Raw genomic sequence first — 22,797 nt, 5'->3', positions numbered from 1 at the left:
CGCCCCGCGGCGCGTTCCGCTGTTCAGGTGAGCGCAGCAGGACCCCGGGCGGGCCGGGGCGAGGGGAGTGCCGCCGGTGACGGTGCAGGTGGCGGTGGACTTCGGAACGTCGAGCACTTGTGTGGTGGCGTCCATCCACGGCCGTGATCCACAGGTGGTGGTGATCGACGGCCAGCCGTTGATGTCGTCGGCGGTGTACGCGGCGGCGGACGGCACGCTGTTCGTGGGTCAGGAGGCCGAACGGCAGGCGGCGATGGACCCTTCGCGCTACGAGCCGAATCCGAAGCGGCGGATCGACGAGGGCGAACTGCTGCTGGGCGACAGCGTGTTGCGCGTGACGGACGTCGTGCACGCGGTGCTGGCCCGCGCGGTTTCGGAGGCGCGACGGCTCGCGGGGAATGCCGAGGTCGACCTGCTGGTGCTGACCCATCCCGCGGACTGGGGCGCGGTGCGGACGCGGTTGCTGCGCCAGGCCGCGGGTGGTCTGGCCCGTGAGGTGACACTGGTGCCGGAACCGGTGGCGGCGGCGGTGTTCCACGCCGCGACGTTCGCACCGGCCCAGCTCAACCAGGAGCGCACGGTCGAGTTGAGCGGTCGGCCAGGCGAGTCGCTGGCGGTGCTGGACCTCGGGGGCGGCACCGTCGACGTGAGCGTGGTGAGCCGGGCGGGCGGAGGCCGCCGCGGTTTCCAGGTCCTGGCCACCCTCGGCGACCCGAGTTTCGGCGGGGCGGACGTGGATCAGGCGTTGCTGGAACACGTCGGGGGCCTGGTGTCCTCGGCGGATCCGGCCGCGTGGCGGGAACTGGTGGAGGGCAGGGAACTCGCCGACCGCCGTCGTCGGCGGGTGTTGCGGCAGGATGTGCGGGGCGCCAAGGAGACGTTGTCCCGCCACGCCTACACGGATGTGCCGATGCCGCCGCCGTTCGCCGACGCCCATGTGACCCGGGAGGATCTGGAGAAGCTGATCGCGGCGCCGTTGAGTCGCGCGGTCGAACTCACCCGTGCCGCCATCGAGGAGGCCGGACTGCGGCCCGCGCAGCTGAGCGCGATCTTCCTCGTCGGCGGGTCGAGCCGGATCCCGATGATTTCGCGGCTGGTGCACGAGCGCACCGGCGTGGTTCCGACCACTTTGGACCAGCCGGAAACGGTGGTCGCGCGTGGTGCCCTGCTGGCCGTGCGGAGCGAGCGGGAGCGGCCCGCGCCGCCCGGTCCGCCGGCACGGACGCCAGCCCCGCCGCGGATCGGCGAGCAGCAGACGAAGATCGTGCGTGGCCCGGCCGCCCCCCGGCCCGCCTTCCCGGCGGGGCCGCCCAACCGGCCGCCCGCCGGATACGGGAGCACCGCGGGGCCCGCGGCGGGTGCGGGGCAGCGAAGGCCGCCCGCCCCTCCGCTGTCTCCGCCGCAGGGCGTTCCCGCCGCGACCACCCCGATACCGCCGCCTCCGCCCGAGCGGCCTGGCAGGTCGCGCAGGCTGCCGTGGATCATCGGTGGCGCGACGGTCGTGGTGGTGGCCGCCGTCGCCGGCCTGGTCTTCGCGCTGAACAAGGACGAGGGCACGCAGAACGGCGATACGCGGAACACCGTCGCCCAGAACAGCGGTGTCCAGAACGGGAACGTGCCGAACGGGAAGGTGGTGGCCCAGTACCACTACCAGTTCTCCGCACCACAGGACTGGACCCAGACCGGCGGGCAGGCGCAGTACCGCGAAACGCTGCTCAAACCGATTGACGGCTCCGCGGCCAACGACGCCATTTCCGTGCAGGAGTACTCGCTGGGTTACGACGTGTCGGCGAATCCCCAGCGACTGGCCGACGATCTGCGAAGCCAGGCGCAGAAGGCGGGTGCGGCCTACAGCGGTTTCAACGCCGACGCGACCTTCGGCGGGCGGAAGGTCATCGCCTACCGCCAGGCGGGCGACTACGGTCCGATCGACTGGTATGTGGTCGCCAAGGGCACGGTGCAGGTGAACGTGGGCTGCCAGTACGCCACGCAGTCCGTGCACGACCGAGTCGCCTCGGCGTGCGAGCAGATCGTGCGGACCGTGCAGATCACCGGTTGAGCGCGCCGGAGTGTCCGTGCGGGCACTCCGGCCTTCCCCTGCGGGCCCCGGAAGCGCTTTCGCCGCTTCGGGGGCCCGTTTTCCGGCCGGTTCCGCGGTCGGGCATTCACTCTCGCAACTACTTCCCGGCAAAGCAGGACAAGGCGGAACCAACCATGGCATCGTCTTCGTCGTAGGTCCGTACCCACAAAGCAGTGCGGATAACACCACTAACGAAGGGGGTAACCTCTGATGGCAGGCGGTTTCACCGGTGACCCGGCACAGTTCGCTGACGCGCACCAGAAGGTGAACGAGACCAAGCTTCAGATGGACCAGAACCTGCAGCGTCTGGCCAGCGAGATCGAGGCCACCCAGGCCGGCTGGTCCGGCCCGGCGGCGCGGGTCTTCCAGGAGGTCATGGACGCCTTCGGGCAGAAGTCCAAGAAGCTGAACGACGCGCTTCAGCACATCGCCGACATGCTCAAGTCTTCCGGTGTGCAGTACGAGACCCAGGACCAGGACGTGCAGCAGCAGGTCAGCTCGCTGCAGGCGGCCCTCGAAGGTCTGTAAGTCATCACCGGTCATTCACCAATATCTTTTAGCGGAATCGGAGGGAAACAATGGCTGACGGTGCCATGAAGGTTGATTACGCCACCATTCACCAGGCGGCGGACGACTGCAAGAAGGCGGGTTCGGAGATCGAGTCGCTGTTCGACCAGCTCAAGTCGAACATCGCCCCGCTGACCGACAGCTGGACCGGTGACGCGCAGGATGCGTGGCACCAGCGGCAGGACGAGTGGAACCGCTCGCTCGAGGACATGAAGGGCCTGCTCGCCCGGATCGCGACCGCGCTCCCGCAGATCGCCGACGGCTACCAGTCGACCGACTCCGGCATCACCAAGATGTTCGGCGGCTGACAAGGCCATCCGAGAAGGGTCCCGGCTTCGGTCGGGGCCCTTTTTCCTTTTGTCAGGCCGTGAACCGGCCGCACGCGCCGGGCTTCCCAGCGCGTGGCGGTATCGTGGTCAGCCCTGTTTCGGCGCGCCGACCTCGAACTGGGGCTGGTCGTTGAGCACCCGGATGGCCACCTTCTTCGGTTGGCCTGCCACCGTGACCGTGCATTCGAAGGTGGTGCCGGTCTTGGCCGGCTGGTCCCCGGGGCAATGGACGTCGCGCACGTCGCCCTCGCCGAAGTCCTCGTGCAGCACCTTCAGTACACCGTCCTGAACGGACTTCTGGTCCAGCACGGCGCCGCGGAAGGCGCCGAACTGCCAGGCTCCGAGTCCGGCGGCGGCGAGGACGACGGCAACGCCGGCGGCGATGAGCAACGGCTTCTTGCCGCGCTTGGGTTTGCCGCTGCCCTCGAAGGCCCCGAGGCCGCCGTAGCTGGTGCCGGGGTTTTGTCCGGGGAAGGCCTGCTGGGGCGGGTAACCGGGCTGCTGTGGAGCTCCGGGGTAGGGCTGCTGTGCTCCGGGGTGGCCCGGCGCCGCCGGGAAGCCAGGCGCTGTGCCCGGCGCTGTGGGGTAGCCCGGGGATTGCGCGGACGTGGGGTAGCCCTGGGGCTGCGAGGGATAGCCGGGTTGCCAGGGCTGCTGCTGTGGTTGCTGCTGGGGCCACCAGCCGGGCTGGTTCGGGGGTTGTGTCACGCCGGTCACCGGTTCTGGATCTCGCCCATGCGGGCGTAGAAGTCGCTCACCGCGGCGCTGTCGGGCAGCACGGTGACGTCGGCGGGGTCGGGCACCTTGGGCAGGTCGTTCTGGCTTGCCGTGCCGTCGAGCCGGTAGTGCTCCTTGATCTCGACCTCGTGCCCGCCGCCCGAGATCGTGCCCGTCATTTCGATCTCGGTGAGCCTGCCCTTCGGGTCGAGTTCGATCCGCGTCCGCAGCGCCTGTGCCTTCATCTCGGCGGTGATCTGGCCGAGGATCGAGTTCGGGAAGACGACCACCCGGTTGTCGATGAAGGCGCCGAGTGTGACGTCGGCGATGAGTTCGAGGCTGCCGTCGGCCTTGCTGTTCGCGCTCTTGGCGGCCCTGCCCTGGTCGATCGAGTCGGACACCGCACCGAGCATCTTGCACACCTCCTGTGCGCCGGCCCAGAAGCATTCGCTGAGGTCGCCGGCGGTGTAGGGCATCGACACCCAGTGGGTGGGCGCGAGGCTCGCGTACACCGGACCGAGCAGCATGTACTCCACCGGGCTGTTGGCCGGATGATAGGTGTCGAGGTACTCGTTCGAGTCACGGTTGGAGTGGTTCTTGGCGAGCCGGGCCGGCGGGTGGCCCAGCTGGACCGCCGTGACGGTGCTGTTGATCTTCTTGTCGTCGAACCGGGCGAAGGTGTCGAGTACGCTCTTGCGGTCCTCGATGCCGCCGAACTGGTCCGAAAGCGATTTGAGGGTCTTGGCGAACTTGGCGCTGACGTAGGCGGCCGCGTCCTCGCCGTTGGGCACCGCGGTGCCCGCCTTCGCGCTCCCGCACGCCGTGACGAGCAGGCAGGCGCACGACAGCAACGCGGCCAGCCGCGTCTTCACCCGGACGGCGTTCACCGTGCTACCCCCCAGAGTGTGAACGATGGAGCTGGCTGACGTGATCGACTGCCTTCAGACTAGTATGACTGTCGCCGGGTACCCCACTTCACGGAGCTGGAAAGTGAGGGGGTATCTTCATATGTCGTTGTGCGCTGCGGCGTTAACGCGCTAGGCCCGCACTCGACCCCACACGCAAGTTGACGACGAGGTAGACCCTTGCCCACGTACAGCCCCAAGCCTGGCGATGTCACCCGTGCCTGGCACGTGATCGACGCCGAGGATGTCGTGCTCGGCCGTCTCGCGACCGAGGTTGCCACGCTGCTGCGCGGCAAGCACAAGCCGACCTATGCCCCTCACGTGGACACGGGTGACTTCGTCATCATCGTGAACGCCGAGAAGGTGGCCCTTACCGGCAACAAGCGCGAGCAGAAGTTCGCGTACCGGCACAGCGGCTACCCCGGTGGTCTGCGCAAGCGCTCCTTCGGCGAGCTGCTCGACACCCGCCCGGAGCGGCTGGTCGAGAAGGTCGTGAAGGGCATGCTGCCGAAGAACAAGCTCGGCCGGGCGCAGGGTAAGAAGCTGAAGGTCTATGCCGGCCCCGAGCACCCGCACGGCGCGCAGCAGCCGCAGCAGCACGAGATCACCAAGATCGCGCAGGTCGCCAAGTGAGTGAGGAAACGTTCGTGACCAGCACCGAGACCGAGGCCCCGGAGGTTGCCGAGGGCGCCGAGGCGATCGTCACCAGCGAGACCCCGGCCGCGCCCCGGCCGTCGCGCGCTGCGGGCGGCTCCGCCCAGACCGTCGGCCGCCGCAAGGAGGCCGTCGTCCGCGTGCGGCTCGTCCCCGGCACCGGCAAGTTCAAGCTCAACGGCCGCACCCTCGAGGAGTACTTCCCGAACAAGGTGCACCAGCAGCTCATCCGTGAGCCCCTGGTGACCGTCGAGAAGCCGGACTCGTTCGACATCTTCGGCAACCTCAACGGCGGCGGCATCTCCGGCCAGGCCGGTGCGCTGCGCCTGGCGATCGCCCGCGCGCTCGTCGAGGTCGACGCCGACGACCGTCCCGCGCTGAAGAAGGCCGGCTTCCTGACCCGGGACGCCCGTGCCACCGAGCGCAAGAAGTACGGCCTGAAGAAGGCCCGCAAGGCCCCGCAGTACAGCAAGCGCTGACGGCAGGACACCCAAAGGCGCCCATCCCCTCCGGATGGGCGCCTTTGTCGTTTCCGTGGTCGTTCGCCGCCCGGGTGCCCGTCCGGCCACCCCCGAGGTACGGGCTACCGTCAGGTTCGGGGGCGTTAGGTTGTCCGGGTCGCAGAGGACTCGAGGAGAGGATGAGATGGCTCGCCTGTTCGGCACCGATGGAGTCCGGGGTCTCGCCAACGCGGATCTCACCCCGGAGCTCGCGCTCGCCGTCGCCGCCAGTGCCGCCCGGGTGCTCGCCGCGCACGACCGTTCCCACCGGCCGGTGGCCGTGGTCGGCCGAGACCCGCGCGCGAGCGGGGAGATGTTGGAGGCAGCGGTCGTGGCCGGACTGGCCTCCGCGGGCGCCGACGTGCTGCGGGTCGGCGTGCAGCCGACGCCGGCCGTCGCGTACCTGGTCTCGGCGCTGAACGCCGATCTGGGCGTGATGATCTCGGCCTCGCACAACCCGATGCCCGACAACGGCATCAAGCTGTTCGCGGCGGGCGGGCACAAGCTTCCGGACGACATCGAGGACGAGATCGAGGCGGGAATCGGCGCCGAGACACCGCGCCCCACCGGGGCGCGGGTGGGCCGCGTCTCGGACGTGGATGACGCGGTCGACCGCTACACCGAGCACCTGCTGGCCGCCACGCCGCACCCGCTGGCCGGGCTGCGCGTGGTGGTGGACTGTGCGAATGGGGCGGCGTCGTACGCGGCTCCCGAGGTGTACCGGAAGGCCGGGGCCGAGGTCATCGCGATCCACGCCGAGCCGGACGGGATCAACATCAACGACGGCTGCGGATCCACCCATATGGAGCAGCTGCGGACCGCGGTGCGTGAGCACGGTGCGGACCTGGGGATCGCGCATGACGGGGACGCCGACCGCTGCCTTGCCGTGGACGCCTCGGGTGAGCTCGTCGACGGTGACCAGATCATGGCGATCCTGGCGCTGGCCATGGCCGAGTCGGGGGAGCTGGCCCGCGACACCCTGGTCGCCACCGTGATGAGCAATCTGGGGCTCCACCTGGCGATGCGTGAGCACGGCGTGCACCTGAAGACCACCGCCGTCGGTGACCGCTACGTGCTCGAAGAGCTGCGTGCCGGTGGGTACGCGCTCGGGGGCGAGCAGTCGGGCCACGTCGTCTTCCCCGCGCTGGCCACCACTGGGGACGGCCTGCTGACCGCGCTGCGGGTGATGAGCCGCGTGGCGGCCAGCGGCAGGTCCCTGGCCGAGCTCGCCGCCGTGATGCGGCGGTTGCCGCAGGTGCTGGTGAACGTGCGGGTCGCGGACAAGGCCGCCGTGGTCGCTTCGCCCGCGGTCGCCGAGGCCGTGGCCGAGGTGGAGGCCGAACTCGGTGAACAGGGCCGGGTGCTGCTGCGCCAGTCGGGCACCGAGCAACTCGTCAGGGTGATGGTCGAGGCTCCTTCGCAGGAGATCGCGCAGGCCGCCGCCGACCGCCTGGCCGGGGTCGTCGCCGCGGTGGCCTGAACCTTTCGATTCGCCGGAACGGCTGTCTTCCCCTCGTCCGGATCGGTAGATTTTGTACCCATCCGACGGCACCGGACACCCGGCTGTCACGTCGTAGGTGCGCAGAGGCCGATCGGGACCGAGGCGACGAGGGGGAGAGCATGGCGGGCGGGGGCTATCAGGCCGATACCGGGCAGCTGAGCGCGGGAGCGAACGCTTACACGCAGGAAGGCAGCGCGATCAGCCAGGCGGCGGGGAAGCTGACGCCCACGGTCGCCGCGGGGCAGGTCGGGCAGGGCTTCCAGGACGTGGCGGGCAGGTACGCCGAGGCGTTCGGCAAGTTCAAGGACGGCGTGGCGAAGTACGGGACCGAGGTCACCCAGTTCGGTGGGACGCTGAGCTCGGCCGCGCAGAAGTACTCCGACAACGAGCAGGCCCAGCGGCACGCGATTCCCGGACAGGACTGATCATGGCTGTCGACAACCCGCTGTACGCGCAGAGCGGCTTCGAGGCGATGCTGGCCAAAGATGCCGCGCCCAAGATGTTCAGCCCGGACGACATCAAGCAGATGCGGGCTCTGTTGGACGACCCGAACGTCTCCCGTGAGACCAAGCAGGACATGCTGTATGCCCTGTCGGACATGAACGCGATCACCCCCGAGGAGATCGGCAAATACTCCGGGCTGAACGGCCTGAACACCAACGACATCCTCTTCGGCGGGCGCGCGCCCATGCAGAACCTGACCAACGGCCAGATGGCCTTGAAGGTCGCGCGCGAGCAGTCCCGTACGGGGGCGGCGAAGAAGGCCCTCGATGACAGTCAGAAGCGGCTCGACGAGGGGAAGTTCAACAACTCCGACGAGATCATCGACCAGGCCGATGTCGCATTGCGGATCTTCGACGACTTCTACCCCCGGTTCACCAAGGCCGGCGGGCAGGCGGCACAGGGCGGTGGCGCCCCGGGTGCGGCTGCTCCGGGCGGAGGTCTGGACCCACAGAGCCTTCGCGAGGCCACCAAGCAGTTCCGCGGCATCGACTTCACCGCCTTCAAGACCGACGCGGACGCGCTGACCCAGGCGGGCAAGGCGGTGACGGACGCCAGCCAGCAACTGGCCTCCGCGTGGGGCACGAACATGGCGGACTGGCAGGGTTCCGCGGCCACCGCGGCGGGCAGGTTCAAATCCAAAATGGACGGTGCGGCGGGCCGTTTTTCCCAGGCGCTGGGGAACGCTCCCGCGACGATCACGCAGGGCATCGGCACCGTCGAGCAGCAGGTCGTCGACTTCGCCAAGCAGGTGCACAACATCTACGGCGACGGCCTGATGGCGCACCTGTCCCCGCAGCAGGTCGACGAACTGTTGAAGGCCAAGGACGAACTGCCCGGGGTCATCTCCCAGCTGCAACAGAAGATCCAGGAACTGAACAACCGCAGCACCTTCGACAAGGTCGCGGGTGCGGTGATCGGTTTCGCCTTCGGTGGCCTCACCGGCCTGCTCATCGGGGTGCTCGGGATCAGCGTCGCCGACAAGATCACCGAGGACAATATCCAGGAGGAGACCCAGAAGTACCAGCAGGCGCTGGCCGACACGCAGACGAAGCTGCAGATGTTCGTCACCGACTACTCGACCAAGGCCCAGGCGGTCCAGCAGCAGGCGCAGGCGACCCATCAGGGCGTCCAGCAGACCTACGACACGATGATCCAGGGGCTCGGCAAGGGGCTGGAGCAGGACCCGTTCGCGGACGTCGGCACCCCGGACCTGCAGGGTTCCGGCGGTGGCCCTGGTGGCGGCCCCGGTGGTGGGCCAGGAGGCGGGCCCGGCGGTGGCCCTGGTGGCGGCCCCGGAGGCGGGCCTGGCGGTGCGCCCGGCGGTGGCGCGCCGACCACGCCGGGGCAGGCCGCGCCGAGCGACCCGGCCACGGTCGCGGAGGAGGCCAAGAAGGAGGCCGCGCAGGGCATCAACCCGATCACCGGGAAGCCGCTGGAGATCGACCCGTCGACCGGCCAGCCTTATCCGATCGACCCGAAGACGGGCGAGGCGATCAAGGACGCGGGCGACGAGCGGGAAACCCTGTCCGTGGAGAAGGACGGCCACAAGATCGAGATGTCCGAGCCGGACAAGAACGGCAAGATGGACGTCAAGGTCGACGACGGCGCCGGGCATCCCAAGGACTTCAAGCTGGACTGGGGCGACGGCAAGGAAGACGCCGCGGCCGCGCACGGCCAACCGGGTCAGGTGGAGCCGGGGCACGCACAGCCGGGGCAAGCACAACCGGGCCAGCCGCAGCCGGGCCAGGGTGGATTCGGGCCCCAGGGCAGCGGAGCCGGGACCGGTGTCGCCGGCGCCCCGGGCCAGGACGGCGCCTATCACCCCGGTCCCGACGGCAAGATCCACATCCAGGACGGCAAGCTCCAGATCACCGCCGAGCGCCCGGACGGGCCGAACGGGCCCACGGTGGTCACCGTGGACGACGGCACCGGCAAGCCGACCACCTACACCCTGGGCGAGGAGGGCAAGGGTGGCACGGACGGACAGGCGGCCAAGGGCGACGGCTCCGTGCCGTCCGGCACCGGCAGCCGCCCCGACGGCGGTACTGGCACCACCATGCCCGCGCCCGCCGACCACACGCACCAGCCGGGGGTGACGACCATGCCGGCCCCGGCGGACCAGGGCGCCGCGTCTCACCTGGACGGATCCGTGGCGCACCACGATGTGACGCCCTCGCACGCGCGCCCCGATGTGACGACGATGCCTGCCCCCGTCGAGCACGGGGCCCCGGTCGGGGTGACCACGATGCCCGCGCCCGCCGCCACCGTCCCCTCCGCCGACATCGGCAGCACCATGCCGTCGAGCGACAGCTCGTTCCACGCGGCCGGGTCCGCCGTGGACTCCGTCGCTGCCCCGAACGCACCGGAGGGGGGCGGTGCCGCTCTCGGTGGTGGCGCGGCCGCGCTCGGTGGCGGTTGGGCGGACGGCGTCGAAGCGTCCGGTGGGAGCCTTGGCGACGCCGGTTCGCTCGGGGCGGGCATGCACACGGGGGCGGCCGCCGACGGCGTCCACGGGATGCTCGGTGCGCAACCCGTCGGCGGGGACCCGTCGGCGTTCGGCCAGCAGAGCGGGGGCGGTTCCGCGGCCATGAGCGGGGGGATGGGCTCGCTCGGCATGATGGGCGGTATGGGGGGCATGGGCGGTATGGGCGGCGGTGGCGGCGGTGAGGACACCGAGCGCAGCTCCCGTGCCTACCGCGTCGATGGCGGCATCTTCAACACCAGCGGGTCCAGTGGGCAGATGAAGGGCTCACTGGACGACGAGAGCGACCGGTCCGTGCGGTACGAGAGGTAGCGCGAGATGAGCATCGACCCCGGGATCGAAAACCGGTACGCGGAGATCCTGGCGAGCACGCGCGCCCGGACGGCCGAGATCGGCGAGCGCGTCGAGGCCGTCCGGCAGGAGATCGCCGCGGAGTCCCAGCGCATGCGCGAGCAGAACGAGCGCCTGTGCCAGGAACTCGACGAGCGCAGTGCGGCAAGGGAAGCGGCCAAGAACGACCCGACCGCCCAGAACGAATGGCTGAAGCGGACTCCCAAGCAGGGCGAGACCTTCCAGTTCGGGGAGTCGGAGGAACTGCTGGCCGAGCAACCGGCACCACCAGTGCCACCGGCGCCGCCCGTGTCCTTCGAGGCTTCGCCGGTGCCCGAGGTGCCCGCCCCGGCGCCGCCCCGGCGTGGACGTCACTCGCGGCCCGACGAGTTCGACGAGGACGACTTCTCCAGCCGCAACTGGCTCGACTGACCTCGCGTCGCCGCCTCAGGCGGCTTCGAGGCTCGGGTCGAAGTCGATGGCCGCGCGCCTGACGTCCGCGGCCAGCAGGGGCTCGTACTTCTTCGTGCCGGTCAGGTGGGTCAGGAAGAACGCGGTGAACAGCGCCCGGACCAGCCGTTGGGTGCCTCGGTGCGGTTTGCCCTGCAGGAGCCGCTGACTCCAGTGCCTGCCCTCGGTCACGGCGAGGTGGGTGGACTTGTCCAGAATCCGGAGCTGCACGGGGCCGCCCCACGCCTTCGCGATGGCCTCGGCGTTGCCCGCCGCGGGTGCGATGAGATCTCCGGCCGCGGCGAGATGCAGGCCCGCCGCGGTGACCTTGCGGGCCGCCTCCGTGGCCGGGGGGATGGTCTGCGCCGCGGCGATCGTGGCCACGGCGCGAACACGCTGGTCACCGGCCGCCGCGAGGACGGCCGCGCCGCCTCCCACGGAGTGACCGGCGAGGCCGAGCCGGTCCGGGGCGACGCTGAGCCCGCCCGGCCCGAGGCGCACCCCGGTGAGGATGTCCAGCGTGGTGACCAGGTCGGCGGCGAACAGCCGGTGCGAGGGCAGCGGGCCGCGCTGCGTCGCGGGAGCCGCCGCCACGATGCCCCAGCTCGCCAGGTGAGCGAGCAGGTCGTGGTACCGCCCGGGTGGCTGGACCCACCCGTGGCCGAACGCGACGCCCGGCAGGCCGAGCCCGCTGGCGGGGGTGAACACCACCCCGGGCAGTCCGGCGAGCGCGAGGTTGCCGCGCAGCACTTCGTGCGGTCCGCGGTGGGACAGCTCCTGGAGCAGTTCCTTCGGCTTGGCGGCCATGGCCGGAAGCGTATCCGACCACGGCCGCCGGGACGCGCCAGCAGGCCGGCAGCACCGGCCGTGCCACCACCGGTCGGCTGTGGGCGGGCTCACCGTGGCGGTGGGCCCGTCACGAGCCGGGCGAGTGTGGCGGGTGTCGCTCGTTAGGCTGATGGGCGTGTGCGGAATCGTGGGATACGTCGGGCACCGGCCCGCGCTGGAAGTCGTGCTCGGCGGGCTCCGGCGAATGGAGTACCGGGGATACGACTCGGCGGGCGTCGCCGTGCTGGACGGAGCGGGCTCGCTGACCGTCGAGCGCAAGGCCGGGCGTCTGGTGAACCTGGAAGGCAGGCTGGACGAGACCGGCCGTGATCGTTTCCGGGGAACCGCGGGCATGGGCCACACCCGGTGGGCCACCCACGGTGCGCCGATCGACCGGAACTCGCATCCGCACCGGGACACCAGCCAGCGGGTCGCCGTGGTGCACAACGGCATCATCGAGAACTTCGCCGCGCTCCGGGCCGAACTGGAGGCCGACGGGGTCGAGCTGACCAGCGACACCGACAGCGAGACCGCCGCACACCTGATCGCGCGCGCCTACGCCGACGGCCCCACCGCCGGTGACCTGCCCGCGAGCGTGCGCACCGTGTGCCGCCGCCTCGACGGTGCTTTCACCCTGGTCGTCGCGCACGCGGACGAGCCGGACCTGATCGTGGCGGCACGCCGCTCCTCGCCGCTCGTGGTCGGGGTCGGGGATGGGGAGACCTTCGTCGCCTCGGACGTCGCCGCGTTCATCGAGCACACCCGGGAGGCCGTCGAGCTCGGCCAGGACCAGCTCGTGACGATCACCCGTGACGGGTACGAGGTGACCGACTTCGCCGGGGAGCCCGCGCAGGCCAAGCCGTTCACCGTCGCCTGGGACCTGTCGGCGGCCGAGAAGGGCGGCCACGACTACTTCATGCTGAAGGAGATCGACGAGCAGCCCGAGGCACTGGCGAACACGCTGCGGGGGCATTTCGACCGCGGCCGCATCATCCTCGACGAGCAGCGGCTGTCCGATCAGGACCTCCGGGACGTGGACAAGGTCTTCGTCGTCGCGTGCGGGACGGCCTACCACTCGGGCCTGATCGCGAAGTACGCCATCGAGCACTGGACGCGCCTGCCCGTCGAGGTGGAGCTGGCGAGCGAGTTCCGTTACCGGGACCCGGTGCTGGACCGGGACACGCTGGTGGTGGCCATCTCGCAGTCCGGCGAGACCGCCGACACGTTGGAGGCGGTGCGGCACGCCCGCGCGCAGAAGGCGCGCGTCCTGGCCATCTGCAACACCAATGGGGCGCAGATCCCGCGTGAGTCCGACGCGGTGCTCTACACGCACGCCGGGCCTGAGGTCGGGGTGGCGGCGACCAAGACCTTCCTGGCGCAGGTCGCGGCGAACTACCTGGTCGGCCTGGCACTGGCCCAGGCCCGCGGCACCAAGTACCCGGACGAGGTGGCCCGCGAGTTCGCCGAGCTCGAGGCGATGCCCGCGGCGGTACAAAAAGCACTGTCCACAGTAGAGCAAGTTCGGGAACTCGGCCGGAAGCTGGCCGACGCCAAGGCCCTGCTGTTCCTCGGCAGGCACGTCGGGTTCCCGGTGGCACTCGAGGGTGCGCTCAAGCTCAAGGAACTCGCCTACATGCACGCCGAAGGTTTCGCGGCGGGCGAGCTCAAGCACGGGCCGATCGCGCTGATCGAGGAGGGGCTTCCGGTGGTCGTGGTGATGCCGTCCCCGAAGGGCCGTGCGGTGCTGCACGCCAAGATGGTGTCGAACATCAGCGAGATCCAGGCCCGCGGCGCGCGGACCATCGTCATCGCCGAGGAGGGCGACGACACGGTTCGCCCCTACGCCGACGAACTGGTGGAGATCCCCGCCGTGCCGACCCTGTTGCAGCCGCTCGTGTCGAGCGTGCCGCTCCAGGTCCTCGCCGCGGAAATCGCCCGTGCGCGCGGTTACGACGTCGACAAACCCCGCAATCTGGCGAAGTCCGTGACCGTGGAGTAGACAGGGCCGCGTGCAGGGAATCTGGACCACCGAACACCTCCGGGCCGCGGAGGCGCGGCTGCTCGCCGCCACCCCCGAAGGGGCGCTGATGCAGCGTGCCGCCTTCGGGGTCGCGGTGCAGGCCGCCGATCTGCTCGCCGAACACACCGGACACGTCGTGGGCCGCCGGGTGGCCCTGCTCGTCGGGGCGGGCAACAACGGCGGGGACGCCCTGTGGGCCGGCAGTTTCCTGCGCAGGCGCGGTGTCGCCGTGACCGCCGTGCTGCTCAACCCGGAGCGCACCCACGCGGCGGGGCTGGCCGCGCTACGCCGTTCCGGCGGCCGGGTGATCACTCCGGCACGGGCGTCTCAGCTGCTGGAAAGCGTGGACCTGGTGATCGACGGCATCATCGGGCTGTCGGCCAGGGGGGCGCTGCGCGGGGACGCGGCCGCGCTGGTGGGCCACATCGGCGCGCCGGTGCTGGCGGTGGACCTGCCCAGTGGCGTGGACCCGGACACCGGTGCGGTGACCGGCCCCGCCATCACCGCGACTCGCACCGTCACCTTCGGCGCCCGCAAACCCGTGCACGTGCTCAATCCGGAACGCTGCGGTGAAGTGGTGCTGATCGACATCGGTCTCGCGCCCGAACTCGGGGAACCGGATCTGCGGCGGCTGGACGGCGTGGACATCGCCGCGGCTTGGCCGGTGCCGGGCCCGCACGACAACAAGTACACGCAGGGGGTCACCGGGGTGGCCGCGGGTTCGGCCACCTACCCCGGCGCCGCGGTGCTGGCGACCGGTGCCGCCGTGCTCGCCACCTCCGGAATGGTCCGCTACGCGGGACCGGCCGCCGACGTGGTGCGGGCCCGCTGGCCCGAGGTGATCGCGACCGGTTCCGTGACCGACGCCGGACGGGTGCAGGCGTGGGTGGTCGGTCCGGGCATCGGCACCGGGCAGGAGGGCCGCGGTGTGCTGCGGCAAGTGCTGGAGGCCGGGGTGCCGGTCTGTGCCGACGCCGACGCCACCACACTGATGGCGCGCTTCCCCGAGGTGCTCGACGCGCGGGAGCCGGGTACGCCACTGGTGCTCACGCCCCACGCGGGTGAGTTCGCGCGGCTGACCGGTCACGAGCTGGGGCACGACCGCGTCGCCGCGGTGCGCGAGGCCGCGCGCAAGTACGACGCGGTCGTGCTGCTGAAGGGCAACACGACGCTGGTCGCGGCCCCGGACGGCCGGGTGCTGGTGAACGTCGCGCAGGGGTCGTGGCTGGCTACCGCCGGTTCGGGGGACGTGCTGTCCGGCCTGATCGGTGCCCTGCTGGCCGGTGGGGTGGACCCGTGGCTCGCGGCCGGCGCCGCCGCGGGCGTGCATTCGCTCGCCGCCGACCTGGCCGCCCGCGGCGTGCCCGTGTCGGCCTCAGGCGTCCTCGCCGCCATCCCGGATGCCCTCCGCCACCTCCGCCACCCGGGCTTCCCTAGGCCGTGAGGGGCCCCTCACGGCCCTATTTGCTGTGAAGGGGCCCCCCACCGCAAAGCTTCCGGTGCGGCGACCGGATGAGTGCGGGATCGTCGAAACTTCACCGAAATTGTCCCGGAACTCTGGACTGAATCGCGAAAGTGATTCAGGCTCATCCTCATGACGCCCGCCCGAAGAAGCAGCGGTGACTCCGCGCGAGCACTGGTCGCCGGAATCGACTCGTCGACCCAGTCCACAAAGGTCGTCGTCGTGGACGCCGCCACCGGGGCGATCGTCCGCACCGGCCGCGCTCCGCACCCGGACACCACGGAAGTGGAGCCCCGCCTGTGGTGGGAGGCGTTCACCGCGGCCACTTCCGGCCTGCTCGAAGGCGTGTCGGCCATCGGGGTCGGCGGTCAGCAGCACGGCATGGTCACGCTCGACGAAGCCGGTGAGGTCGTGCGCCCGGCGCTGCTGTGGAACGACACCCGGTCGGCGCAGGCCGCGGAGGACCTGGTCGGGGAACTCGGTGGGCCGAAGGCGTGGGCCGACGCGGTCGGTTCGGTGCCGGTGGCGAGTTTCACCGTGACGAAGCTGCGCTGGATGGCCGAGCACGAACCGGAGCTGGCCGACCGCGTGACGCGCGTGCTGCTGCCCCATGACTGGCTCACCTGGCGCCTGCTCGGTGGTGGCCGACCGGTCACCGACCGCGGTGACGCGTCCGGTACCGGGTACTTCTCGCCGGCACAGGGCACCTATCGCGGCGACCTGCTCAAGCACGCCTTCGGCGGGCGTGAACCGGAGCTGCCCGAGGTCCTCGGTCCGGCCGAGCCCGCGGGCCACACCCCGGACGGGATGCTGGTCTCCGCCGGAACCGGCGACAACATGGCCGCCGCCCTCGCGCTGGGGCTGGGCGAGGGGGACGTGGTGGTCTCGCTCGGCACGAGCGGCACCGTGTTCGGGGTGTGCGAGACGGCCTCCGCCGACCCGAGCGGCGTCATCGCGGGCTTCGCCGACGCCACCGGCCGTTTCCTGCCGCTGGCGTGCACCCTCAACGCCGCCCGCGTGCTGACCGCGACGGCGGCGATGCTGGACACCGACCTCGCCGGGCTCGACCGGCTCGCTCTGGCCGCGAACCCCGGCGCGGACGGGCTGACCCTTCTGCCCTATCTCGACGGCGAGCGCACGCCGAACCTGCCGGACGCGGCCGGTTCCCTGCACGGCCTTCGCCGCGCCAACATGACCCCGGCGAACGTCGCCCGCGCCGCCGTGGAGGGCATGCTCTGCGGCCTCGCCGCGGGACTGGACGCGGTGCGGGCGGAAGGGATCACGGTTCGGCGGGTGCTGTTGATCGGTGGTGCGGCGCAGTCCGCCGCCGTCCGGTCGATCGCGCCGACCGTGTTCGGCGTTCCGGTGGTGGTGCCGGAGCCCGCCGAATTCGTCGCGCTCGGTGCGGCCCGGCAGGCGGCTTGGGCGCTGTCGGGCGCGGGGGAACCGCCGGTGTGGAGTGGTCCCGGGCAGCGGGAACTGGCCGAAGGGGACGTCTCGGTCGGTGAGGAGCTCCGCGAGCGGCACCTCGTCCTGCGGGAACTCGTGCACCAGGTCGCCCCGAGCCGAGGGGAGGCCCGATGAACGCGGCCACCGGTGACCCGGCGGGCGATCAACTGTCCAATCCGGACAGGAGGCTGGCTGTGTCCGCCGGCGCCGTCGGCGCCCGAGCGGGCTGAAACGACCACTCCCGCACTGCTGAGGACAGCCTCACCAGTGCGGGCTCGAACCGACCGGTAAAACCGCGGCTGTGGGGAAGGGCACGGGGGGAGTACCTTCAGCAGCCGTCTGATATGGGAAAATGGCATTCGATGAGCCCCGATCTCCCCGATTCGTTCCCGCATGCCGAGGTCGTCGTAGACCTCGGCGCCGTCCGGCACAACGTGCGCCTGCTCGCGGCCCGTGCCGCCGAATCCGGTGCCGCCACCATGGCCGTGGTCAAGGCGGACGGCTACGGTCACGGTGCCGTCCCGGTGGCCAAGGCGGCCCTCGAAGCGGGGGCGACCTGGCTCGGTGCCTGCTCGCTGGCCGAAGCCCTCGCGCTCCGCGCGGCCGGTATCACCGCGCGGGTGTTCAGCTGGCTGGACCTGCCCGAAGTGGACTACGCGCCGGGCATCGTGCAGAACGTCGACCTTTCGGTCAGCACAGCGGAACAGCTCGCGCGGATCGCCGCGACGGCGCGCCGGGTGGGGCTTCCGGCCCGGGTGCACCTGAAAATCGACACCGGACTGTCGCGCAGCGGTTGCATTCCGCGAGACTGGCCGGAGCTGGTGAAGGCGGCCGCCGCCGAACCGGACGTCGAGGTGGTGGCGATCTGGTCGCATCTGGCCTGCGCCGACGAGCCGGGCCACCCGTCCATCGACAGGCAGGCCGAACGGTTCCGCACCGCCTACGAGGTCGCGCGTGAGGCCGGGCTGAACCCGTTGCGCCACATCGCGAACTCGGCCGCCGCACTGTCCAGACCGGACCTCCGTTTCGACCTCGTCCGCCCGGGCATCGCGATCTACGGCCTCAATCCCCTGCCCCAGCGGGAAGATCTGCGTCCGGCGATGACCTTCCGGTCCACTGTGGTGCTCACCAAGCGGATCGATGCCGGGGAATCGGTGTCCTACGGCCAAACCTGGACCGCGCCCCGCGACACCACGCTCGCCCTGGTGCCCGCCGGGTACGCCGACGGCGTACCCCGCACCCTGTCGGGCCGGATGAGCGTGTGGCTGGCGGGACGGCGCCGTCCCGTGGTGGGCCGGGTGTGCATGGACCAGCTCGTCGTGGACTGCGGTGACGACGAACCGGCCGTGGGCGCCGAGGTGATCCTCTTCGGCCCGGGTGCCGACGGTGAGCCGACCGCACGCGAATGGGCCGACGAGATCGGCACCATCGACTACGAGATCGTCACCGGCATGTACCGCCCTCGTGTTCCGCGGCGGTACCTGGGGCAGGAATGATGGCCGCTGCCCGCCTCCTCACCTTGCTGACCGGTGTGGGGGCGTTGTTCGGCGGAGCCGGGCGGGCCGCCGTGCCCGAGGAGGCGTCGGAGCCGGCGACGTCGCGGCCCTCGCTTCTGGACCGGCTCGGCGACCTGGCGCCCCATCGCGTCTCGACCGTCGCGGCCGACGACGGAACCCCGCTCGTGGTGTCCGAGATCGACCCCGAAGGGGACCGGGTGGATCTCACCGTGGTCGGGGTGCACGGCTTCGCGCTGTCCCAGCGCAGCTGGCACTTCCAGCGCTACGGGCTGGCCGGGGGCGGCAGGCCGAGGATCCGGCAGGTGTACTACGACCACCGCGGCCACGGTTCCTCCGGGGCGGCCACGGCAGGCACCAGCACGATCGAACAGCTCGCGGACGATCTCGACGCCGTGTTGCGGACCGTCGCGCCCACCGGACCCGTCGTGCTGATGGGGCACTCCATGGGCGGCATGGTGATCATGGAGCTGGCCCAGCGGAACCCCGCCCTGTTCCGCGACCGGGTGCGCGGGGTGGCGCTGATCGCGACCGCCGCCGGTGAGGTCGGCCGGGAGGGCGTGTCGCGTTCGTTGCTGTCGAAGTACAACCCGCTGACCCGCGGTGTCGGGGGTCTGGCGGGCTGGCAGCCGGGGCTGGTCGAGTTCGTGCGCGCGGCGGGAGGGCAGTTGACCCGCCCGGCGCTGCGGCGGTTGTCGTTCGGTTCCGGGGACGTGCCGCGCAAGGTGGTCGACTTCATGATCGAGATGCTGGCGGTGACCCCGGTGCGCGTGCTGGTCGAGTTCGCCGACACGCTCGACCGCCATCACCGCTACGAGGCGCTGGCCGGGCTGCGGCACGTGCACGTGCTGGTCGTCGGGGCGGAGAAGGATCGCCTCACCCCGATCTCCCACGCCGAGCGCATCGCGGCCGAACTGCCGGACGCGGAACTCGCGCGCATCCCGGGGGCCGGGCATATGGTGCAGCTGGAACAGCCGGGCCTGGTCAACGCCCGGCTGAACGAGTTGCTGCGGCGATGTGCTGGAGTAGAGGGCATGAGTGCTTCACAACGGATCCGGCGATGGCGCAAGCGGTAGGCGCGGACGGGCCGGTCCTGCTGGCCACGGCGGAGGACACGGTGCGGTTCGGCGAGGCGCTCGGCAGGCTGCTGCGCGCCGGCGACCTGGTGCTGCTCTCCGGCCCGCTCGGTGCCGGGAAGACGGTGCTGACCAGGGGGATCGCGGCCGGGCTCGGCGTCTCGGGGCGGGTCAGCTCGCCGACCTTCGTGCTGGCCAGGGTGCATCCCGCCGGCGAGCGCGGCGTGCCACTGGTGCACGTCGACGCCTACCGGCTCGGGGGTGACCTCGACCAGCTCGACGACCTCGACCTGGACACCGATCTCGAGGCGTCGGCGGTCGTGGTCGAGTGGGGCGAGGGCTCGGCGGAACGGTTGTCCGAGGACCACCTCGTCGTCCGTCTCGACCGTCGCCCCGACGACGTGCGCGTGGCCACCCTGGAACCCCACGGCGCCTGGCAGGACCGCCTGAAGGACCACGCGCTCACCTGAGGGTCAGGGACCCTTCACGGTCATAACGGCTGTGAAGGGACCCTTCACGGCTCGCGCCAGCCCCGACCTCGCCGGAGTTCAGCCGGAAGTGGGCGTGACGATGCCTTCGGCGATGCCGAGCTCGACGAGGTCCTGCGGCCGCAGGTGGAGCCGGTTCGCGGTGGCGGGCACCTCATCGGCGCTGCGTTTCAGGATCGCGGCCGCCGCTTCCGGCGAAGTGACCGAGAAGAAGCTGTCCGGGGTGGCCCAGATGCGGCCGGGCGCGGCGAACGCGAGCGCACCACCGGAGCCGCCCTCGCCGATGACCAGGCTGGTCACCGGCACCGAGGCGCCCGCGATCGCGGCGAAGACCTCGGCAATGGCGCTGCCCGCGCCCTCGCGCTCGGCGGCCGCGTCGTTGGCCGCGCCGGGGGTGTCCACCAGGGTCAGGACCGGGATGCCGAGCCGGTCCGCGAGCCGGACCAGCCGGGCGGCGGTGCGGAATCCCGCGGGGCGGGTCGCGCTGCCGCGTTGTGCCGCGTACGCGATGGTCACCCCGCCGCGCGAGCCGAACCCGCAGCGAACGCCGTCGTCGACGCCGCCGCAACGGTCACCACTGATGTCCTCGCACCAGTCGAAGTAGTCCGTGAGATAGGCGTCCGCACGCGGCCGTTCGGGGGCCCGCGCGGCCAGCACGGCGTCCCAGCCGGTGGCGGGCGGCTCGGCGGCGCCCAGCGCGGCGGGCGGTTCGGCAGGACGCCCGTCCGCCCCGGTGAACAGGGTGAGCCAGCGGCCCAGCGTCTCCCGCAGGTGCGCGGGGTCGACGATCCGGTCGAGGAGCCCGGAGGCCAGCTGAGATTCGGCGGTGTAGGCGGAGAAGTCGCCGGGGGGCCGGACCCGGGACCCGGCGAACCCGACCTGCGCGCCGGGCAGGGCCAGCGTCACGTCGGCTCCCGCACCGAGCGTGGCCCAGCCGCCGCCGGTCGTCGGGTCCCGCAGCACCGACACCTGCGGCAGCCCGGCCGCCCTGGTCAGCGCGGCCTGCCCGGCGATGCGGTGGAGCTGGGTCAGTGCGGCCATGCCCTCCTGCATCCGGCTGCCCCCGGTCGCGATCAGCGACACCACCGGGATGCGGCGGCGCCGCGCCTCGGTGAACGCGTCTTCGATCCGATCGCCGGTTCTACGGCCCAGTGAGCCACCGAGGAAACCGAACTCGAACACGATCAGCATCGCTTCGACGGCACCGATCCGGCCCACTCCGCAGAGCACGGATTCGCGCTCGCCGGTGCGTTCCTCGGCGCGGGCCCGCGCCTCGTCGTAACCGGGCCAGCCGATCGGACCGTCCACAACGGACGGACCGGCCGGTGGGGCGGGGAGTTCGGTGAACCCCGCCGCCAGCTCCGCGACGAGCTCGCGGGCGGAGCGCCGGTCAGCCATGCAGTGCCCGTTTCATTACCTTGCCCATGTCGTTGCGGGGAAGCGCGTCGAGGTAACGCACCACCCGCGGCCGCTTGTGCGGGGCGAGCAGCCGCGCCACGTGGTCGGCCAGCTCCTCCTCGGCAGGGGGTTCCCCGGACGGCACGATCCAAGCGACGATGCGCTCGCCCAGGTCCGCGTCCGGTTCGCCGGTGACCGCGGCCTCGGCCACTCCCGGGTGTTCGAGCAGGGCGTTCTCGATCTCCCCGGCGCCGATCTTGTACCCGCCGCTCTTGATCAGGTCGGTGGCCTTGCGGCCCACGATGCGCAGGTAGCCGTCGGCGTCCCGGGTGGCCATGTCGCCGGTCCGGAACCAGCCTTCGGCGAAGGCCGAGGCGGTCGCGTCGGGCCGGTTGAGGTACTCGGTGAACAGGTTCGGCCCCCGCACCTGGATCTCGCCGACGGTTTCGCCGTCACTCACCGTGACGACCGCGCCGGACTCGTCGGCCAGCCGCACTTCGACGCCCCGCAGCGGCACGCCGACCGTGCCGGGTTTGCGCTCGCCGTCGGCCCGCACGCTCGTGTTCATCAGCGTCTCGGTCATGCCGTAGCGCTCGACGACCTGCTGACCGGTCGCCGCGGTGATCCGCCGGTGGTCGTGCACCGGCAGGGCCGCCGAACCGGAGACCAGCAGCCGGGCCCGGCCGAAGGCCGCCGCCAGTTCCGGGTCCGTGGCGACTTCGCCGGCGATCCGGTGGTACATCGTCGGCACGCCGAACATCATGGTGGCCCCGGCGGACAGTTCCTTCGCGGCGGCTTCGACGGAGAAGCGCCCGAGGTGCCGGACGGTGCCGCCGCGGCGCAGCGGGCCGAGGATGCCGAGGATCAGGCCGTGCACGTGGAACAGCGGCAGCGCATGGACGAGCACGTCCTCGGCGGTCCACTGCCAGGCGTCTTCCAGCGCGTCGAGCGTGCTGGCGATGGCGCGCCGCGGCAGCACCACGCCCTTGGGCGGTCCCGTGGTGCCGGAGGTGTAGACGATCAGGGCGGGCGCCTCGTCGTCGGATTCGTCCGGCAGCTCGCCCGGCTTCCCGGTGAGCGGGACGTCGACGCGCGGCAGCGCGGCGAGCGCGGCGGGGAGGGTGACACCGGGTTCGGTGAGCACGGCCGAAGGTGTGCTGTCGCTCACTATGTGGGCGAGTTCCCGTTCCCCGATCTTCGGGTTGACGGGCACGGCGGGCACCCCGGCGAGCAGGGCGGCGACGACCGCCACGCTCGTGTGCAGCGTCGGGGTGGCCCATACGGCGACCCGCACCGGCTGCGCGTCCCGCAGCCTCCGCGCCAGGTCACCGGCCACGGCGGCCAGTCGCGAGTAGTCGAGGGACAGCGCGCCGAAGCGGAGGGCTTCCTTGTCCTTGTCCGGCGCTTCGCCCGATGGTGCTGTCAGGGCCGGGAACAACCGTTTCGCCACGACAGCCGAACCTACCCGAAGCGAGCCCGGCCCGGGAGTCCCGCGAGAGGCGGTGACCTGCGGCATCGGGATCGGCGCGACCGGTAGGCTGGT

At 71.4% G+C, this 22,797-nt stretch carries 20 protein-coding genes; 15 read left to right on the top strand and 5 right to left on the bottom strand.

Annotation, left to right across the window (positions count from 1 at the left end; translation table 11 throughout):
• Window positions 1-76: 76 nt before the first annotated feature.
• From ORV05_RS30050 to ORV05_RS30040, 3 genes are all read left to right on the top strand, one after another.
• Window positions 77-2,059, top strand: coding sequence for a type VII secretion-associated protein (locus ORV05_RS30050; protein ID WP_268755325.1), 1,983 nt, complete (start codon window positions 77-79; stop codon window positions 2,057-2,059).
• 231 nt (window positions 2,060-2,290) lie between these two features.
• Window positions 2,291-2,608 carry a WXG100 family type VII secretion target gene (locus ORV05_RS30045; protein ID WP_268755324.1) on the top strand — a complete coding sequence of 106 codons (318 nt, stop codon included), beginning with the start codon at window positions 2,291-2,293 and terminating at the stop codon, window positions 2,606-2,608.
• A 65-nt stretch (window positions 2,609-2,673) separates the two neighbouring features.
• Window positions 2,674-2,955 (top strand): WXG100 family type VII secretion target, encoded by a 282-nt coding sequence (locus tag ORV05_RS30040; protein ID WP_407652604.1) that lies wholly within the window; start codon window positions 2,674-2,676, stop codon window positions 2,953-2,955.
• Window positions 2,956-3,063: 108 nt separating this feature from the next.
• On the opposite strand, the gene ORV05_RS30035 is transcribed toward ORV05_RS30040, so the two are convergent.
• Window positions 3,064-3,684, bottom strand: coding sequence for a DUF4333 domain-containing protein (locus ORV05_RS30035; protein ID WP_268755322.1), 621 nt, complete (start codon window positions 3,682-3,684; stop codon window positions 3,064-3,066).
• A gap of 5 nt (window positions 3,685-3,689) precedes the next feature.
• Window positions 3,690-4,580 (bottom strand): hypothetical protein, encoded by an 891-nt coding sequence (locus tag ORV05_RS30030; protein WP_268755321.1) that lies wholly within the window; start codon window positions 4,578-4,580, stop codon window positions 3,690-3,692.
• Between the two features lie 198 nt (window positions 4,581-4,778).
• Here ORV05_RS30030 and rplM point away from each other — a divergent pair, with 198 nt between their 5' ends.
• The 6 genes from rplM to ORV05_RS30000 all read left to right on the top strand — a co-directional run bounded on the left by rplM (window position 4,779) and on the right by ORV05_RS30000 (window position 11,001).
• Window positions 4,779-5,231, top strand: a complete 453-nt coding sequence (gene rplM / locus ORV05_RS30025) for a 50S ribosomal protein L13 (protein ID WP_268755320.1) — start codon at window positions 4,779-4,781, stop codon at window positions 5,229-5,231.
• 14 nt (window positions 5,232-5,245) lie between these two features.
• Window positions 5,246-5,731: a 30S ribosomal protein S9 gene (rpsI, locus tag ORV05_RS30020; RefSeq protein ID WP_268755319.1), complete on the top strand. Its 486-nt coding sequence runs from the start codon at window positions 5,246-5,248 to the stop codon at window positions 5,729-5,731.
• 166 nt (window positions 5,732-5,897) lie between these two features.
• Window positions 5,898-7,232: a phosphoglucosamine mutase gene (gene glmM, locus ORV05_RS30015; protein WP_268755318.1), complete on the top strand. Its 1,335-nt coding sequence runs from the start codon at window positions 5,898-5,900 to the stop codon at window positions 7,230-7,232.
• A gap of 140 nt (window positions 7,233-7,372) precedes the next feature.
• Window positions 7,373-7,678, top strand: a complete 306-nt coding sequence (locus ORV05_RS30010; RefSeq protein ID WP_268755317.1) for a hypothetical protein — start codon at window positions 7,373-7,375, stop codon at window positions 7,676-7,678.
• A gap of 2 nt (window positions 7,679-7,680) precedes the next feature.
• A complete protein-coding gene (locus ORV05_RS30005) occupies window positions 7,681-10,551 on the top strand; it encodes a hypothetical protein (RefSeq protein ID WP_268755316.1) in 2,871 nt (956 codons plus the stop codon).
• A 6-nt stretch (window positions 10,552-10,557) separates the two neighbouring features.
• The gene (locus ORV05_RS30000) at window positions 10,558-11,001 is read left to right on the top strand and encodes a hypothetical protein (RefSeq protein WP_268755315.1); all 444 of its coding nucleotides are present in this window, start codon (window positions 10,558-10,560) and stop codon (window positions 10,999-11,001) included.
• 15 nt (window positions 11,002-11,016) lie between these two features.
• Here ORV05_RS30000 and ORV05_RS29995 read toward each other — a convergent pair whose 3' ends face one another.
• The gene (locus ORV05_RS29995; RefSeq protein WP_268755314.1) at window positions 11,017-11,826 is read right to left on the bottom strand and encodes a poly(ethylene terephthalate) hydrolase family protein; all 810 of its coding nucleotides are present in this window, start codon (window positions 11,824-11,826) and stop codon (window positions 11,017-11,019) included.
• Between the two features lie 157 nt (window positions 11,827-11,983).
• Between ORV05_RS29995 and glmS the strand changes: the two genes are divergently transcribed.
• The 6 genes from glmS to tsaE all read left to right on the top strand — a co-directional run bounded on the left by glmS (window position 11,984) and on the right by tsaE (window position 19,838).
• The gene (gene glmS, locus ORV05_RS29990; protein WP_268755313.1) at window positions 11,984-13,846 is read left to right on the top strand and encodes a glutamine--fructose-6-phosphate transaminase (isomerizing); all 1,863 of its coding nucleotides are present in this window, start codon (window positions 11,984-11,986) and stop codon (window positions 13,844-13,846) included.
• A 10-nt stretch (window positions 13,847-13,856) separates the two neighbouring features.
• A complete protein-coding gene (locus ORV05_RS29985; protein ID WP_268755312.1) occupies window positions 13,857-15,311 on the top strand; it encodes an NAD(P)H-hydrate dehydratase in 1,455 nt (484 codons plus the stop codon).
• A 150-nt stretch (window positions 15,312-15,461) separates the two neighbouring features.
• Window positions 15,462-16,913, top strand: a complete 1,452-nt coding sequence (xylB, locus tag ORV05_RS29980; RefSeq protein ID WP_268755311.1) for a xylulokinase — start codon at window positions 15,462-15,464, stop codon at window positions 16,911-16,913.
• 227 nt (window positions 16,914-17,140) lie between these two features.
• On the top strand, window positions 17,141-18,274 hold the full coding sequence (gene alr / locus ORV05_RS29975; protein ID WP_268755310.1) for an alanine racemase: 1,134 nt from the start codon (window positions 17,141-17,143) through the stop codon (window positions 18,272-18,274).
• A complete protein-coding gene (locus ORV05_RS29970) occupies window positions 18,274-19,368 on the top strand; it encodes an alpha/beta fold hydrolase (RefSeq protein ID WP_407652603.1) in 1,095 nt (364 codons plus the stop codon). Before alr ends, ORV05_RS29970 begins: the two co-directional genes overlap by 1 nt.
• Window positions 19,353-19,838 (top strand): tRNA (adenosine(37)-N6)-threonylcarbamoyltransferase complex ATPase subunit type 1 TsaE, encoded by a 486-nt coding sequence (gene tsaE, locus ORV05_RS29965; protein ID WP_268755308.1) that lies wholly within the window; start codon window positions 19,353-19,355, stop codon window positions 19,836-19,838. Before ORV05_RS29970 ends, tsaE begins: the two co-directional genes overlap by 16 nt.
• 78 nt (window positions 19,839-19,916) lie before the next feature.
• On the opposite strand, the gene ORV05_RS29960 is transcribed toward tsaE, so the two are convergent.
• Window positions 19,917-21,254: a carboxyl transferase domain-containing protein gene (locus ORV05_RS29960; RefSeq protein WP_268755307.1), complete on the bottom strand. Its 1,338-nt coding sequence runs from the start codon at window positions 21,252-21,254 to the stop codon at window positions 19,917-19,919.
• Window positions 21,247-22,704 carry an acyl-CoA synthetase gene (locus tag ORV05_RS29955; RefSeq protein ID WP_407652602.1) on the bottom strand — a complete coding sequence of 486 codons (1,458 nt, stop codon included), beginning with the start codon at window positions 22,702-22,704 and terminating at the stop codon, window positions 21,247-21,249. The genes ORV05_RS29960 and ORV05_RS29955 overlap by 8 nt, the downstream gene beginning before the upstream one ends.
• Window positions 22,705-22,797: the final 93 nt, after the last annotated feature.

The organism is Amycolatopsis cynarae (genome assembly GCF_026802195.1).
GTDB lineage: Bacteria > Actinomycetota > Actinomycetes > Mycobacteriales > Pseudonocardiaceae > Amycolatopsis_E > Amycolatopsis_E rhizosphaerae.
The sequence above is the reverse complement of the archived record's forward strand: the minus strand, read 5'-3'. Positions and strand labels throughout refer to the sequence as shown.